Origin of the sequence: Clostridium sp. 001 (assembly GCF_019056555.1) — a bacterium.
GTDB classification, from domain to species: domain Bacteria; phylum Bacillota; class Clostridia; order Clostridiales; family Clostridiaceae; genus Clostridium_B; species Clostridium_B ragsdalei.
This window is the reverse complement of sequence record NZ_CP020473.1, coordinates 1251631-1268158: the sequence shown is the minus strand read 5'-3', so window position 1 is coordinate 1268158 and position 16528 is coordinate 1251631. Positions and strand designations below refer to the sequence as shown.

The window sequence follows — 16528 nt, the reverse complement described above, 5'->3', positions numbered from 1 at the left end:
CTTATGGATAAATCTGCAATTAAGAACTTTGCAGTTAATGCAAGGGTTAAATTAAAAGAGCAAATAGAACAAAAGGCATATACTTTTGGCATAACAAAGAATGAAATAAAAAATGTAGAAACTTTTGAAGATGCATTTGAGGTGAATGGCAATAAGTATGACAAAAGATTACTTAAACATAGAGAAAGTTTAATTAAAAAGATAAATGAAAAAGGTTTTGATCAAGTTATTGAAGAAGTTGCTTATACCTGGTTTAATAGATTAATTGCTATTAGATTTATGGAAGTAAATGAATATTTGCCTAGCGGCGTAAGAGTTTTATCATCTACTGATAGTAATAAAGCAGAACCTGATATCATTCGTGAAGCAGCAAACTTAGATTTTGAAAATTTAAATGTAGATTTAATTTATAAATTGCAGGATGAAAATAATACAGAAGAATTATTTAAGTATTTACTTATAAAACAGTGTAATGAACTTGGGAAAATAATGCCATTAGTATTTGAAAAAATAGAAGATTATACAGAATTGTTATTACCAGATAATTTACTACAAGAGGGGTCCATAATAAGAGATTTAGTAACATCAATTAATGAAGAAGATTTTAAAGAACAAGTAGAAATTATAGGATGGTTATATCAGTATTACATTTCTGAAAAGAAAGATGAAGTATTTGCAGATTTAAAGAAAAATAAGAAGATAACGAAAGAAAATATACCAGCAGCCACACAACTGTTTACGCCTGATTGGATAGTAAAGTACATGGTGGAAAATTCGTTAGGTAGGTTATGGCTAGAAAGTCATCCAAATGATGAATTAAAGGCTAAGTGGAAGTACTATTTAGAAGAAGCAGAGCAAGAACCAGAAGTTATGAAACAGTTACAGGTTATAAGAGATGAAAATAAAGGTTTAAAACCTGAAGATATAAAATTCCTAGATCCATGTATGGGGTCGGGTCATATTCTTGTTTATGCATTTGACGTATTATATGACATTTATAAATCAGCAGGATATTCAGAAAGAGAAATTCCTAAACTCATACTAGAAAAGAACCTTTATGGGTTAGATATAGACGGTAGGGCAGCGCAATTATCATATTTTGCTGTTATGATGAAGGCCAGAAGTTATAGTAGAAGAATATTTAGGAAAAAAATAGACTTAAATGTGTGCTCTATTCAAGAGAGTAATGGATTTCCTAAAGAAGCCATAGATTTTTTTGCAAGTGGTAATGAACCGTTAAAAGAAGATGTAGAGTATTTAATAAATGTATTTGATGATGCAAAAGAATATGGTTCTATATTAGAAGTTAAAGAAATTGATTTTGATGCAATTGAGAGAAGAATAGATGAAATAAGAAATAGCGGTACCAATGATTTATTTGAATTGCAGCATAAGAATATTATTTTGACCAAATTACCTGATTTAGTTAAACAGGGTAAGATATTAAGTCAAAAGTATGATGTGGTATGTACGAATCCACCCTACATGGGAAATATAGGAATGAATGAAAAATTATCTCTTTATATAGAATCATACTATTCTGATTATAAAACTGATATGTTTAGTGTTTTTATAAGAAGGTCATTTGATTTAAGTAAAAACTATATATCAATGATTACTCAGCCTAATTGGTTATCTATCAAATCATTTTATAAACTAAGAGAATTTGTTTTAACAAAATCTAATGTTGTTAATATGCTTCATATGGGTAGAGGCATATTTGGAGTAGATTTCGGTTCTGCAAGTTTTACCCTGCGCAAAGGTAGTGTTAATAATTATAAATCTGATTTCTTTAGGCTTTTTGAAAAAACTTTTAAATATATAAATCCAGATGATATTAGGAATATTTTCTTTGAAGCAAAAAATAATAGTGATTATATGATAGATTTTACTAGTTACTATAATAAGAATGAAGAGACTGCTGAAGAAAACAATATTGAGGATGATAATGAATGTAGATTAACTAGATTAAGGTATTCATTTAAGCAAGAAAATTTTATGAAGATCTCAAATTATCCATTTATTTATTGGATAAGTAGTGAAATGCTTATGATATTCAGCGGACAAACTGAACTTGGGAAAATTGTTAATTGTAAAAAAGGTCTGAGTACATCAGATGATAAGAGATTTTTAAAACTTTGGTTTGAAGTAAATGAGCAAGATACGTCATTAAGAAAACTTGATAAATGTAAGAAGTGGTATCCAATCAATAAGGGTGGAAGTTATAGAAAATGGTATGGTAATAGACAATATGTAGTGAATTGGGGTAATAATGGTTTAACTTTGAAAAAGTTTAAGAAATCAGTTATAAGAAATGAAAAATTTTATTTTAACCCTGGGATAACCTGGACTTATGTTCCAAATGGCAGACTTCAATTAAGGTTTTTTGAAGAGCAATTTATTTTCGCAGCCGTTGGACCATCAATTTTTGGGGAAAATCTATTATATATATTAGGTTTATTAAACAGTAAAGTAGGTCAAACATTTATAAATTTTATAAGTGGTCAAACAATAACTTATGAAGTTGGAGAGGTTTCAAAAATACCAGTAATGTTGACAAATGAAGAGGATAAATTAAGTGTAATTAATAATTTAGTATCAGATTGTATAGATATATCTAAGAAAGAATGGAACTTGTATGAAACATCATGGGACTTTATGAAGCATCCTTTTATGCAATTTAGAAAACAGCAAAACCTGATTCAAGAAGTTTTTGCTTTATATAGTAATATTGAGAGTAATCAATTTGAAAAATTAAGGCACAATGAAGAACAATTAAATAAGATATTTATAGGAATATATAGAATCGAAGATGAACTGAATTATAAAGTATTAGACAAGGATGTAACTATTAGAAAGGCAGATAAAGTTCGAGATGTTAAATCATTTATCTCTTATGCTGTAGGATGTATGTTTGGTAGATATTCACTAGATGAAGAAGGCTTAATTTATGCTGGTGGAGAGTGGTCAGATAAATGGAAAATGGAAAGTGAAAAATGGAAAATTAAAAAATCAATAAAAGATGATGAAAATATAATAGAGGATATTTGGGTTGATGTTACTTTTCCACCTGATGCTGACAATGTAATTCCAATCACTGATGATGAATATTTTGAAGATGATATAGTAAGTCGCTTTGTAGAGTTTGTTAAAATAACTTTTAGTGAAGAAACCTTAGAAGAAAACTTGGATTATATTGCAGATACTATAGGTAAAAAAGGAAATGAAACCTCAAGACAAGCAATAAGAAGGTATTTCTTAAAAGACTTTTATAAGGATCATCTTAAAACTTATCAAAAGAGACCAATCTATTGGCTATTCGATTCAGGTAAAAATGATGGATTCAAAGCTTTAATTTACATGCATAGATATGATGTTGGTACTGTAGCAAGAGTTAGAACAGATTATTTACACTTGCTTCAAAGAAAATATGAGGCTGAAGTAAATAGATTAGATATGATTATGGAAAATTCTACTTCAACTAGAGAAAAGAATGAAGCAAGAAAGAAAAAGGAAAAAATACAAAAACAAATAATTGAATGTATTCAATATGATCAAGTTATTGCCCACGTAGCAAATCAGAAGATAAGTATAGATCTTGATGATGGTGTTAAAGTAAATTATGCTAAATTTCAGGGGGTAGAAGTACCGCAAGGAGAAGGTAAAAAGCCGTTAAAGGCTAATTTATTGGCTAAAATCTAATTAATAGGTTCAGCATTATTTTAGTGCTGAATTTATTTGTTAAAATAAGGGGGGCGTGTGGTGATAAAAAATGTGATAGTAGAAACTAAGCCAAGAAAAATAGTTTGGATTACTACAAAAGATGATTGGGAACAGTTATTCTTAATAGTTAAATATAACTGTTGGATATTAGGGGGATATTATAATTTAATAGTAGGTATAGATGATAAAGGCGAAATTTGTGAAAGTGATAAGAAATTAATAAGTTCATATGATCCAGATATAATTATTTTGCCTAAAGGAATGGAAGAAATAGATTTTAATATTAGCAATATAAATCCATATGATATTGTTGAATGGGATTATCTAAGGGAATACATTGATTACTATGATGGTGGAATTGGTAATTTTGAATGCAAGAGGGTAAGTAAAAAATTATTAAAAAATATTAATCCAAGACTAAAAGAAGAGAAAGTTCTCGTATATCCGTCAGAAGAGTTAAATCAAGAACAAAATAAGTATGCTTATTTTGTATGTGGTGATGTATTTGAGTATGGGCATATTGATGATGAAGAATTATCATATAGAGAAGAATTTTTAATAGATGCCTTAAAAGATGAATTGTATTATAATAATTTTGAAATTTTAAGTAGAGAAAAGTTAAAGGAAAGTTATGAGACTTCAATCAAAGATAATAACAAATTTCCAAATGAAAATATTGCTTTGTCATTATTAAAAAATATACAGACACAATTTAGAATACCGAGTATAAGAACTTTTATCAACACCACAATATCATATGGACATAGTTATGCCGGATATAATGAGCATAAAAAAGGTTTGAAAATTATAGTTTCTGATACTTTTGGATTTGATGAAGCGTTATTATTCTGGAATTTAAGAGCAAATGGTGAATATGTTCATTGGATTAGCAATAATGACCTTAAAAATAATATAAGTGATTTGTCAGAAGTATTAATAAAATTAGTAACTAATGTAGAATATGAAACTTTTAGAAAAAACATAACTATTTTTAGAAATAACAATAATCTAGATTTAAGAGAACTATTAAATAATTTGAAACAAGCAAATATTGAGTTTATGCTTAACGAGTATGATGACTTTAATGAATTTGAGTATGAGTTACCTTTTATAGAAGAGAGCCATAATATTATATCAAAAAATAAGAATAATTACGAAATTGTAATTAATGGAGAAGAATATGCAGGAACTTGCATAGTAAAGATTAAATCAAGTGATTTTATATTTCCATATAATAAGAATATAGATAAAATGTTAAGCAATGACGTAATAGAATGTTATAAGGACGATTACACATCACCTCATGAAGTAAGATTTCTAAGGATTACAAAAGATAATTGTATAAATTTACAGTATTGTGGTGGGGGAACAGTATACAATTTTAATGATATATATCTGAAAAAGTGCTTTGATACTATACTTAATGATGCTGGGTACTCGAATTTAGAATTAAGTTCAACAGGAAGATATCATAAAAAATATATCCAGCTATCTGGTGGATTTACACAAGCATTAAAATATCTTACTACAGAACCATACAAAAAATTATTTAGTACACTTAGTGATAATAAGGCACAGCAAAAGCCAGGATGGATTTTGAAAGAAATTGATAGAAGAGTTTTAAATATGTTTGAAATATTTAAGTTGTTTAAGATAGAGGAGCCTAAAAATTATAGGGAACTTTATAAAAAAATTGACTATATTCCAAAAGAAATAAAGGAATTACAACAAAAATCTATATTACAAAGAGGATTTTATTTGACATGTGATTACTGTTCATTTAATAATTGGTGTTTCGTGGAAGAAGTTGGGCAGACATTTAGGTGTAAAAGATGTAATGAAGAGCAAGTATATGATATAAATCCATTATGGCTCTATAAATTAAATGAAGTTGTATATCAAGGTTTAGTGTCAGATATGGAAGTGCCATTTTTAACAATTAATTATTTAGAAAAAATAAGTAAGAAAAAATTTGATTGGGTATTTGACTCAGATATAGTAAATAAGTCTACTGGACAGAAAAACAATTTAGACATAATATGTGTTATTGATGGAAAGTTATGTTTGGGAGAAGTTAAGAAACCAGATTACATAGAGAAAGAACAGTTTGATTTTTATAGAACACTATGCAAAAAGGTTAAAATTGATATTATTATATTTGCTACAATGAGTAATTTGTGGAATAATGCTACACAACAATTAATAGATGGATTAAAAAGTGAATTTGATGGAGAAGTAATGATTCTAACTAACAAAGAATTAGTAACTTTCATATAAAATATATTTGAACAACTTGGAGAAATATGAATTTGAAAAAGATAAAAATGAAAGAAGGGATAATGTGAAAAACAGATGGAGTCTTTGTGTTAAAAATTTTGGGAAGATAGAAAGTGCTGAGATTGAAGTAAGTCCACTTATGATTTTTATTGGAGATAACAACTCAGGTAAGAGTTATCTCATGAGCTTATTGTGGGGGCTTATCAATGAAGGTAGCATATTAGTTAACGATAAAAATGCGTATCAATTAGAGTCATATAAATTATGCTGTGAGTGGTATAAATCATTAAATATCGAACAGAACATAATTATAGATAAGACAAGTCAACAATTATTAGTAAACTGGTTTAATGAAATTTTAGATATGAATAAGGTTAAGATTATAAAAAGTATATTTAATAAAAATATTCCAATAGAAGAAATTTGCATAAAGTATAAATATATTGAAGATATTTGTATTGACAAAGCAGATCTTGATTTAGATAAAAATCATGGCTATATTGGAATGGACAATACTGAAATGATATGGTACAGTTTATCAAGAATTTGTTATTTTCTATTAATTGAACCATACAAGTCATGGGAATATAAAAATATACAGGAACCTATTTTTTTACCTGCTTCAAGAACAGGTTTTGCATTGACATATAAAATATTACTTGATAATTTGATGGATACAGGATTTTCATCTGGTTTTGCAAAAAAGACCTCTCAAAGCACTTTTACTATGCCAATAATAAGTTTTTTAAGAAACTGGTTGAAATTAGATAAGGAGAAGAGTATAGAGTTTAAATCTATTGTTTCTTTTATTGAAAGAGAGATAATTAAAGGAAATATAGCAAAAGATAATGCTCCTGTAGAAAATATATCATATATCCCAGAAAACTCAAAGGAAGAGTTACCTTTATATTTAACATCTTCCTTAGTAACTGAAACTACACCATTGGTACTTTTTCTCACCTACTTAAAAGAGTATCGAACTTTAATAATAGAAGAACCAGAAGCACACCTGCATTTAAAAGCTCAAATTGCTATGGCTAGAGTAGTTGTAAGACTTGTAAATTCAGGTTTAAATGTGTGGCTTACAACTCACAGCGATACTTTTATGCAGCAGATAAATAATTTATTGAAGTTAAATGTTCATAAGGATAAAGCAGAACTTCTAAAGAAGTTAAATTTAGAAAAACAAGATTGTTTAGATATATCTAATGTTAGAGTGTATGAGTTTAATACTAGTGAAGGTAAAACTACTGTAACTGCAATTAAGAATAGTGAAACAGGCTTCCCACTTCCAACCTTTAATGATGTTATAAGTAAACTTACGGATGAAGTTATGATCTTAGAGGATGAAGAAGATGATTAATATGGATTTTGAAGAAAGATTACAGTTATTGGATTTAAAGAACAAAGTAATAGTTTCTTCTGAAAAATTAATTCTTGAGGAAAAAATAGAAGATGGCAAGGCTAATTTAGTTTGTGATTTAACCAATCATTCTATTGCTTTCCTTAATGCAGATAAAAACATAGTAGGCTACTTTAAAAATCATAAATGTGCTGATGCAATTATATTTCAGAAAATTGATAATAATGATTGGAAGTTAATTATTATTGAGTTTAAGAAAACTTTATCTATAAAGAATTTAACTAAGAGCATTGAGCAGTTTAAAGGAACAGTTCATAATGCTCTTGCTTTAGCGGGGATTTTAGGCATTGAAGAGTTTAAATGTATAGAAGTATACAGTGCTTATCGTAATGAAAAAATTTCATCTGACAAAAGTGAGAATGTTGTAATTCAAAAGAATGTTAATATTAGAAAGTTAATTAAACAGTGGGAACAGCAGCAGGTGAATTTTGATTTCATTAATTCCAATGTGTATTATGGGAGAATAGAACTTGACGATTTAGGTGCAGGATGCATCCGAATTTAAAGGAAGTTGGTAGAATATGAATTTAAAAGAGATAAAAAATGTACTAACAGAAACGTTTAATAAGGAACTTGACTGCGGAAAAAAGAGGCATATAGTTTTCTGGTATGATGAAGAAGGCGAATTTGCTGAAGATATAGATGAATTAAGCCCCGATAATGTAAGGGTTTTAAAGCTTACTGAAAATAATAGTTATGCAATAAAATATCAAATTGAAAAGGTTGATAAGGTATCACATTTTCTTATTTATGCTAATATGCAAAAACCATCACCAAGGGAAAATTATCTCTTAGATATTTTAAAATATAGTACTGAGTTTTCTACAGATAAAACTACTGCTATCATGAGAGAACTTGGAGTAAATGATGATAGCTTAAAAGGTGTTTTTAAGAGGTATCTAAAGTTCTTTAATAATAAAGAAAGATATGCAAGTTTTATGAAATATGAAATAGAAAATTATACAGAAGAAAAAATTGATATAGCAGTGCTTTCTGTATTGTGTAAATTAGATGTTTGTGACATTGAATCGGTGATAAAAGCATTGTTTGCAGAAGAATTAAAAGATAACAATAAATACTTAGAGGCTATAGAAAAGTTTGGTGACGTAAAAGCATTTTGGAGATTAGTTGAGAAATATTATGGATTTAATTTAGAGGACAAAAACTTAGAAAAATTAATATTATTTTTTATGGTTACAAATTTGAGTTATACACTAGATGAAGCTATACCAAGAACTTGGCAAAAATATGTATCTTCTAAAAAATCAGATTGTATAGTATTCATGAGCCACTTTATGAGTCATTCTGTAGATTCAAAAATATATAATGCATTTGCAAATAAATTCGAAGATAAATTAAATATACAGCTGTATATAAAAGAATGGGATATTGATAACTACATAAAATGTGATGTATTTAAGGCCTTTGATAAGGCAATTATAAGTAAATTAGTAGAACAACTGTTAGATGATATTGGTGAATATGATAAATATACCGAAGTAATATCAGCGAGAAGAACAACGCACTTTTTCAATGATTTTGCACAGGAATATGAAGCTATAAATGCTGCTGTGGAATTATTTAAAGTTAAAAAGAACATAGGTGAATTTATAAGACAATATAAAGTCCAAGAGTTTTTTGAAAAGTATACAAATAAGTATTATGTAATAGATAAGGCATATAGAAGATTTTATGCAGCCTTTGACAAATTGGAAGATAAGGAAGCATTGGTTGAATTAAGGGAGAAAGTAGAGAATACTTATGTAAATTGGTTCGTAGATGAATTATCAGTTAAATGGTCTAATGCAATTAGTGATGAATTACAAGATAATTGGAATATACCAGTTATTACTCAACAAAATGATTTCTACAATACTTTTATAAAACAACATGTAATTAAAGGAGAAAGAGTATTTGTAGTTGTATCAGATGCTTTAAGATATGAGGCTGCAAAAGAATTTAGTGATATGTTAAATATTGAAAGAAAAGGCTTTACGGAAATATATGCTATGCAGGGGATAATACCTTCTTATACAAAATTGGGCATGGCAAGTTTACTTCCTAATGATAAGATTGCAATAGATGATAAAGCAGAAATAATAGTAGATGATATTAATTCTGCTGGAACAGATAATAGAGAAAAAGTTTTATTAAAATACTCTGAGAGCAGTGTTGCTATTCAATATAAAGATTTAATAGAAATGTCAAGAAGCGAATTTAGGAAAACTTTTAATGGAAAGAAATTAATATATATATACCATAATTCTATAGATGCAATAGGAGATCATGCAGCAACAGAAAGAGAAGTATTTAATGCTGTGGATGAGACTTTTAAGGAGTTAAAAACTTTAATAAATGACTTGATTAATAATGTTAGTGCTTCAAATATATATATTACTTCAGATCATGGATTCATATATAAGCGCGGCTTAATAACTGAAAGTGATAAGACATCTAAAAATGCAGAAGATGCAGCAGTTGAAAAGCGAAGATTTATAATCAGTGATAAAAAACAAAACATGGAAGGGACAATTTGCTTTTCTATGGATTATATATTGGGGAAAGACAGCGGTAAGTATGTTACTGTTCCTAGAGGCTCAAATAGATTTAAGGTTCAAGGAGAAGGAGCAAACTTTGTTCATGGAGGAGCAGCATTACAGGAAATTGTAGTTCCAGTTATAAAGTTTAAAAATGATCGAAGTAAGAATGGAAAATCAGATACAAGAAAAGTAGAAGTTAAACTTACCAATATCTCAAGAAAAATTACTAGTGTTATAACTTACTTAGAGTTTTTCCAAACTGAGAAGGTAGAGGATAAAAAGATACCATTAAGATTAAAAATTTATTTTACTGATGAAGAAGGAAATAGAATTAGTAATGAAAACATGATTATTGCTGATAGTAAATCGACTAAACCTGAGGACAGAAGTTATAAAGAGAAGTTTACATTGAAAAGCATGCCGTATGATAAGAAAAAGAAGTATTACTTAATAATGGAAGATGAGGAAGAAGCGGTAGAGAATATATACGAGAAGATACCATTTATTATTGACATTGCGATATCTGATGATTTTGAATTTTAAAATTTGAATAGGGGAAAAGGTATGGATGAATTAAGTAAAAAACTTAATACCTATTTTCAAGGTAGAGTTGTTAGAAAAGATTTAACTAAAAAAATAAAAGAAGGAGCAAATGTCCCAGTTTATGTATTAGAATATTTGCTTGGAATGTACTGTGCTACATATGATGAAGATAGCATAAATGATGGTGTAGAGAGAGTTAAAAAAATACTTGCAGATAACTTTGTAAGGCCGGATGAAGCAGAAAAAATAAAGTCAAAAATAAAAGAGTTAGGTAGATATACTGTAATTGATAAAGTAAGCGTAAAGCTAAACGAAAAGAAGGATGTTTACGAAGCAGAATTTTCTAACCTTGGTTTAAAAGGTGTAGTAATATCATCACATTATGTTAGAGAATTTGAAAAACTATTATCAGGTGGAATTTGGAATATAGTTAAAATATCTTACTTTTATGATGAAACTGCTAGGGATGTAAGCCCATTTAATATTGATAGTCTAACGCCCATTCAAATGCCTAATTTGGATATTGACGAAATAATGGAAGGCAGAAAGAATTTTACTAAAGAAGAGTGGATAGACATTTTAATAAGAAGTATAGGTATGGAGCCTACACAATTAGACTATAATGTAAAATGGCACATGCTAGAGCGAATGGTTCCACTTGTTGAAAATAATTATAATTTATGTGAACTTGGACCACGTGGAACAGGTAAATCTCATATTTACAAGGAAATATCTCCAAATTCAATATTGATTTCTGGAGGACAAACTACAGTTGCCAATCTTTTTTATAACATGGCTTCAAGAAAAATTGGACTTGTTGGAATGTGGGATGCTGTTGCTTTTGATGAAGTTGCAGGAATTACATTTAAAGACAATGATGGAATACAGATAATGAAAGATTACATGGCTTCAGGATCTTTTGCTAGAGGAAGAGAGGAAAAGAATGCATCTGCTTCAATGATTTTTGTAGGTAATATAAATCAAAGTGTAGAAGTGCTTTTAAAAACATCTCACTTATTTGAACCATTTCCAGAGGCTATGGCAAATGATTCTGCTTTCTTTGATAGAATGCATTATTATTTACCAGGCTGGGAAGTTCCCAAGATGCGTCCGGAATTTTTAACGGATGAATATGGATATATAACTGATTATTTATCAGAATGGTGTAGAGAAATGAGAAAGCATTCATTTACTGATGCTTTTGATAAGTATTTTAAATTAGGAAATAATCTAAATCAAAGAGATGTAATAGCAGTAAGAAAAACAGTTTCTGGCTTGACTAAACTTATATATCCAAATGGAGAATATAATAAGGACGATATTGCTGAAATATTAAGATATGCTCTCGTAGGTAGACGCCGAGTAAAGGAACAATTAAAAAAGATTGGTGGAATGGAGTTTTATGATGTTAATTTTTCTTATATAGATAATGAAACAATGGAAGAGGAATTTGTATCTGTTCCAGAACAAGGGGGAGGCAAGATTATTCCAGAAGGTATAGGTAAGGCAGGACATCTATATACAATTGGAAGAGGAAGATCTGGAATGATTGGAGCATATAAGATAGAAACGAAAGTTGTAAATGGTTCAGGCAAATTTGAAAAAACTGGACTTGGCTCAGATAGAGAGGCAAAGGAAGCCATTGAAACAGCTTTTAGATTTTTTAAAGCAAATTCTAAGAATATTAGTGGCACAATAAGTACTGGAACAAAAGATTATTTGATGCATGTTCAAGATATTCATGGAGTTGGTCTTACAAGTGAACTGGCTTTAACAGCATTTATTGCCCTGTGTTCTGCTGCAATGAATAGACCGGCTCAAAGTCAGATAGTTGTTTTAGGATCTATGAGTATAGGTGGAACTATAAGTAAGGTGGAAGAACTAGCAAATGTGCTGCAGGTATGCTTTGATTCCGGTGCAAAGAAAATATTAATTCCGATGTCATCAGCAGTGGATATTGGAATTGTGCCGCCAGAGTTATTTGCTAAATTTCAAATATCATTTTATCAGACTCCAGAGGATGCAGTGTTTAAGGCATTAGGAGTGGAATAATTTAAAACTTGACTGTTAAAGATGCAGTCAGGTTTATTTTATATCCATTGGTATTAAATATAAATGTTTTAAACTTTGAAAATAGCATAATATATTTATTAAAATAGGATAAATTCATCCTATTTTGTGATAATATAAATATATGAGGTAGGAGGAATATTAATGTTAGTAAATACCCAAAAAATAATTTCAATGTCAGAAGCTAATCAAAATTTTTCTAAAGTAGCTAAACTTGTTGATGAAAGTAAATCTGTAGTAATAATGAAAAATAATAAACCTAAATATGTTCTTTTAGATTTTGATGAATTTAGCAAAGAAGCATCTTCAGAAGAAGAAAACTTAGATAAAATTGCTGATAAAATTTTAAAAGAAAATATGTATGCATTTAAGGAGTTAGCAGATAGATGAAGTATATTTCAGTTGAATATATATTAAAATTGCATGAAAAAATGATAAATACTACAGGAGGATCGGGATTAGGGATATAAATCTTTTAAAATCTGCAATAGAAAACTCAAAGGTAACATTTGATGGCCAAGATTTATATCCTGAAATTCAAGATAAATGTGCTAATATATGTTTTAACATAATAAATAATCATCCTTTTGTAGATTGCAATAAAAGAACAGGATTATATGTAATGTTAATATTTCTTGAATATAACAAAATAAAAATAAAATTTACTCAAGGAGAACTCATTGACATGGGATTAGATATAGCAAAAGGAGAACTTAAACAAGAAGGCATTGTACTATGGATAAAATCCCATTTGGTGTAATGGTAAGTTTTATGAAGCTGTGGCCAAGCTTTAAATCTTCTCGCACTCAGAATTAAAGCATGTCCACAGCAATTAATTTTAATGGTATGCTCCGCCCCAAAACCCAGGAAGTAATTCTTCGAAGTTCTATAATAGGCTCCTTTCAGTCGAAGGGAAGCTTTGGACTAGCTGTTATTATTCACTACGTTCAAAAAATAGCTAGTCCAAAGGCAAACATAATATTCTATTTAGTAAACCACATCATAAAAAATAGATTCCGCTCTTGTAATAACATATGTAATACTAATTTTATAAATTATAAGTATGATGCGTAAAAATAAGTTTCAATTTATTAAAATGACTTAACTTAGATATAATCCATAATTACATATAGTCATTAGTTATAAAAGTAAAATAAATTAATTGGCATATTTTTATATATGAGATTTTGAAAATGCTTTTGAAAGTTTTTTGTTAGTATTTAGCCATTTAATTATATTTAAAATAATGTTAGAATTTATAACATTATTTATTGTAAAAACATCAATTTTGGATATAAGAGTATCTAAGGAGAGGATTTTTATGAAAACTATATATGATAGATTAAAAGAGGCAAGAAAAAATATCGGTTTGTCCTAGGAATATGTTGCAAAGTAAGGTATTAAATGTTTAAGAATTTTAATCTTTTATCATATTTTTATTCACCAGAGACTTTTGATAATAAGTTATTAGAAGTGTATTTTTCTGGAGAAAAGCCTTCTTACCCATAGATCCCTTTAAAATTTTAGATGAATTAAGTGTTGTTTATCAATTGCTTATATCAATATAGTATTAGTAACCCAGATTGTAAAAGTATCATAAAAATAAATTTTAGTGTATTAAAATTACTCGAATTAAATATGTATTTCATGTTATAAAAGAGATTAAGTTCTAATAGGAATATAGCTATTAGTGTATATATTTCATATCCCATATATCAGGGAACTTTAACTGCCACCCAAAAAAGGACAGGTTTCTATCTAGTATTTCTAAGCTTCTATAAGTCCCTCCTTTATCCGGACCTTCTAAAAGCAAAGAAATACACGATTTTAACTAGCTCTTTATTTGGGTACCCGGCAGTTGAATGATGTTATATATAAATAGTTAGAAACCAGTACGCCTATGCTGAGTACTGGTTTTATAATAAAATCACTAATCTTTAGGTTTTATTCCTTATTAATATCTTCAATATATTTAACAAGTTCGCCTATTCTTGTATTTGGTTTTTACACAAATCTATACCCATTCCCTTCAACTATATTTTTTATATTTAATTTAGGTGGAACTTTAGAATAATCAATTAAAGTTTTTCCTCTTGTCCCTTGATAATTCTACAATTTTTCTTTTTACTGCCATTGTAAGCCACCTTTCAGATATGGAATAGCTCCATATTTTCCTTGTAAGTATCCTTTTTCAATTGCAGCATCTTTTCTAACTGGAAAATCATCTAGTGAATATAAGTCTGTACTATTATCTTCTTTCTTTTCAGTAAACCATATTTGATCTCTTCTAAAAATCTCCTGATCTAAAAGATTGGTATCATAAGTTGAAAAAATAAGTTGGGCATCTTTTGTGTTTATTTCTTTATCGTGAAATAGTTCTACTAAGAACCTTGTTAGTTTAGAGTGTAATTTTATATCAAGTTCATCTACCACAAGCGTTGCTCCTGTATCTAATACTTCAATCCACGGACCAAGGAGTCCAAAAAGTTTTTTAGTTCCATCTGATTCCTCATCCAAATCAAATTCTACCAGTTCTTCTGAGTTATTCATTTTATGAAGAGTACTAATGTTAGAAAGTTTATTTGAACTATCCAAAAGCTTGGATTTTGCATCTTTATTTAAATATTTTAATATTGGATCATCCTTTGCATCTACTTCAATTTCTGTGAATTTTATATCTTCAATATCACTAACTACGTTTTTTAATAGGGATTTAACCCTCCTATTAATAGATTCATTTGATTTCATTAAATTCATTGTTAATTCTTGTAGATCACTGTGATGAATAAGAACAATTAAATTGTCATTAAGCCATTTAAATGGTATTTGAGCTTTATCATATTCCCATAAGCTTGCAACTGCAATAAAAAGTTTATTTGGTGAATTAAATTTATCTTTTATTGCAGTTTGTTTTTCTATATCATTAGTAAACTTATAATTATTAGTATTTTTTCTTTCAAAAATTATTGTCTGCCTTCCATTTGGATAATAATAAAGATACTCATCAATGATTTTTTCATCTGTAGCTGAAAAACCATAAGCATACTTTATACCTTCTGTCTTAAATATAATATCAAACTTACTTGGACTATCAAGGCATGAGCTATCAAGTTTAAATGGTTCAACTTCAATTTTTTTACCTTGCTGCATTTCATGTGATTTCCCTAAAAAATCAGTTAAAAAACTTATTGCTTTTATCACATTTGTTTTTCCTGATGCATTAGCTCCATATATAGATGCTATTTTTAATCCATTTAGGTTTTTATCTGCATTTTTAATAATATTGTTTTCGTGTGAGGTGTCTTTTGAAGCTAACATACTAAGCGTTACTTTATCCTTTATAGAGAGGAAATTCTGAGCACTAAATTCTATTAACATATTATTATCCTCCAGTATTTTCTTTCAGTTGTTTGGTATGCTTTTTATATAATATTATGTATAATTATATTATATTCATAAATATGTGACGAAACCACAAAATTTATAAATAAAACATTAAAATATATAGATTTATTTTATAAACTTATATACAAGACGTTGTATGGTCACTATATTTATATTAAGATAAACTTTTAATTCTTTAAATAAATATGTTGATTATAAGCCACAATAATTTGAGCTTAATTTTAAATAATTCCTATTCCATTTTTATCTAAAAGATATATTCTCTAAAAAAAATAAAAACCCTTTAATAAATGAATATTATGATGAATTAGAACCACGTGTGTACTGATAGAGAGCCATTAGATAAAATTCGAAAGTATCCGATTAAAATTATAGCAGTAGCCAGGGCTTTTATTTGAGTGTAGGAAAGACTAAAGCTTGGTCACTGTTTCAGATCAATAAATAATTAAACTTAAAAGAAGAACCGAATGCGTTCAGTTCTTCTAAGTATAGACTGCAGGTATCTCTTATAATTTTAAGAATACTGTATTCTTAGCTAAATCTTTCT

General features: G+C 28.3%; 9 protein-coding genes. 8 read left to right on the top strand and 1 reads right to left on the bottom strand.

The window, feature by feature from the left end:
* Positions 1-3: 3 nt before the first annotated feature.
* The 8 genes from pglX (at position 4) to B5S50_RS05625 (ending at position 13336) form a co-directional block, all read left to right on the top strand.
* Positions 4-3702, top strand: coding sequence for a BREX-1 system adenine-specific DNA-methyltransferase PglX (gene pglX, locus B5S50_RS05660; RefSeq protein ID WP_217303320.1), 3699 nt, complete (start codon positions 4-6; stop codon positions 3700-3702).
* Between the two features lie 60 nt (positions 3703-3762).
* Positions 3763-6000, top strand: a complete 2238-nt coding sequence (locus B5S50_RS05655; RefSeq protein WP_217303319.1) for a hypothetical protein — start codon at positions 3763-3765, stop codon at positions 5998-6000.
* Between the two features lie 64 nt (positions 6001-6064).
* Positions 6065-7363, top strand: coding sequence for an AAA family ATPase (locus B5S50_RS05650; protein WP_217303318.1), 1299 nt, complete (start codon positions 6065-6067; stop codon positions 7361-7363).
* Positions 7356-7928 (top strand): hypothetical protein, encoded by a 573-nt coding sequence (locus B5S50_RS05645; RefSeq protein WP_217303317.1) that lies wholly within the window; start codon positions 7356-7358, stop codon positions 7926-7928. Before B5S50_RS05650 ends, B5S50_RS05645 begins: the two co-directional genes overlap by 8 nt.
* A 16-nt stretch (positions 7929-7944) precedes the next feature.
* The gene (gene pglZ, locus B5S50_RS05640) at positions 7945-10506 is read left to right on the top strand and encodes a BREX-1 system phosphatase PglZ type A (RefSeq protein WP_217303316.1); all 2562 of its coding nucleotides are present in this window, start codon (positions 7945-7947) and stop codon (positions 10504-10506) included.
* Positions 10507-10527: 21 nt separating this feature from the next.
* Positions 10528-12558 carry a protease Lon-related BREX system protein BrxL gene (gene brxL / locus B5S50_RS05635; protein WP_217303315.1) on the top strand — a complete coding sequence of 677 codons (2031 nt, stop codon included), beginning with the start codon at positions 10528-10530 and terminating at the stop codon, positions 12556-12558.
* 162 nt (positions 12559-12720) lie between these two features.
* Complete coding sequence (locus B5S50_RS05630; protein WP_013239895.1) at positions 12721-12966, top strand: type II toxin-antitoxin system Phd/YefM family antitoxin; 246 nt, start codon at positions 12721-12723, stop codon at positions 12964-12966.
* A 61-nt stretch (positions 12967-13027) separates the two neighbouring features.
* Positions 13028-13336: a type II toxin-antitoxin system death-on-curing family toxin gene (locus B5S50_RS05625; protein WP_368041503.1), complete on the top strand. Its 309-nt coding sequence runs from the start codon at positions 13028-13030 to the stop codon at positions 13334-13336.
* A 1364-nt stretch (positions 13337-14700) separates the two neighbouring features.
* On the opposite strand, the gene B5S50_RS05620 is transcribed toward B5S50_RS05625, so the two are convergent.
* Positions 14701-15954 (bottom strand): ATP/GTP-binding protein, encoded by a 1254-nt coding sequence (locus B5S50_RS05620; protein WP_217303314.1) that lies wholly within the window; start codon positions 15952-15954, stop codon positions 14701-14703.
* Between the last annotated feature and the right edge of the window lie 574 nt (positions 15955-16528).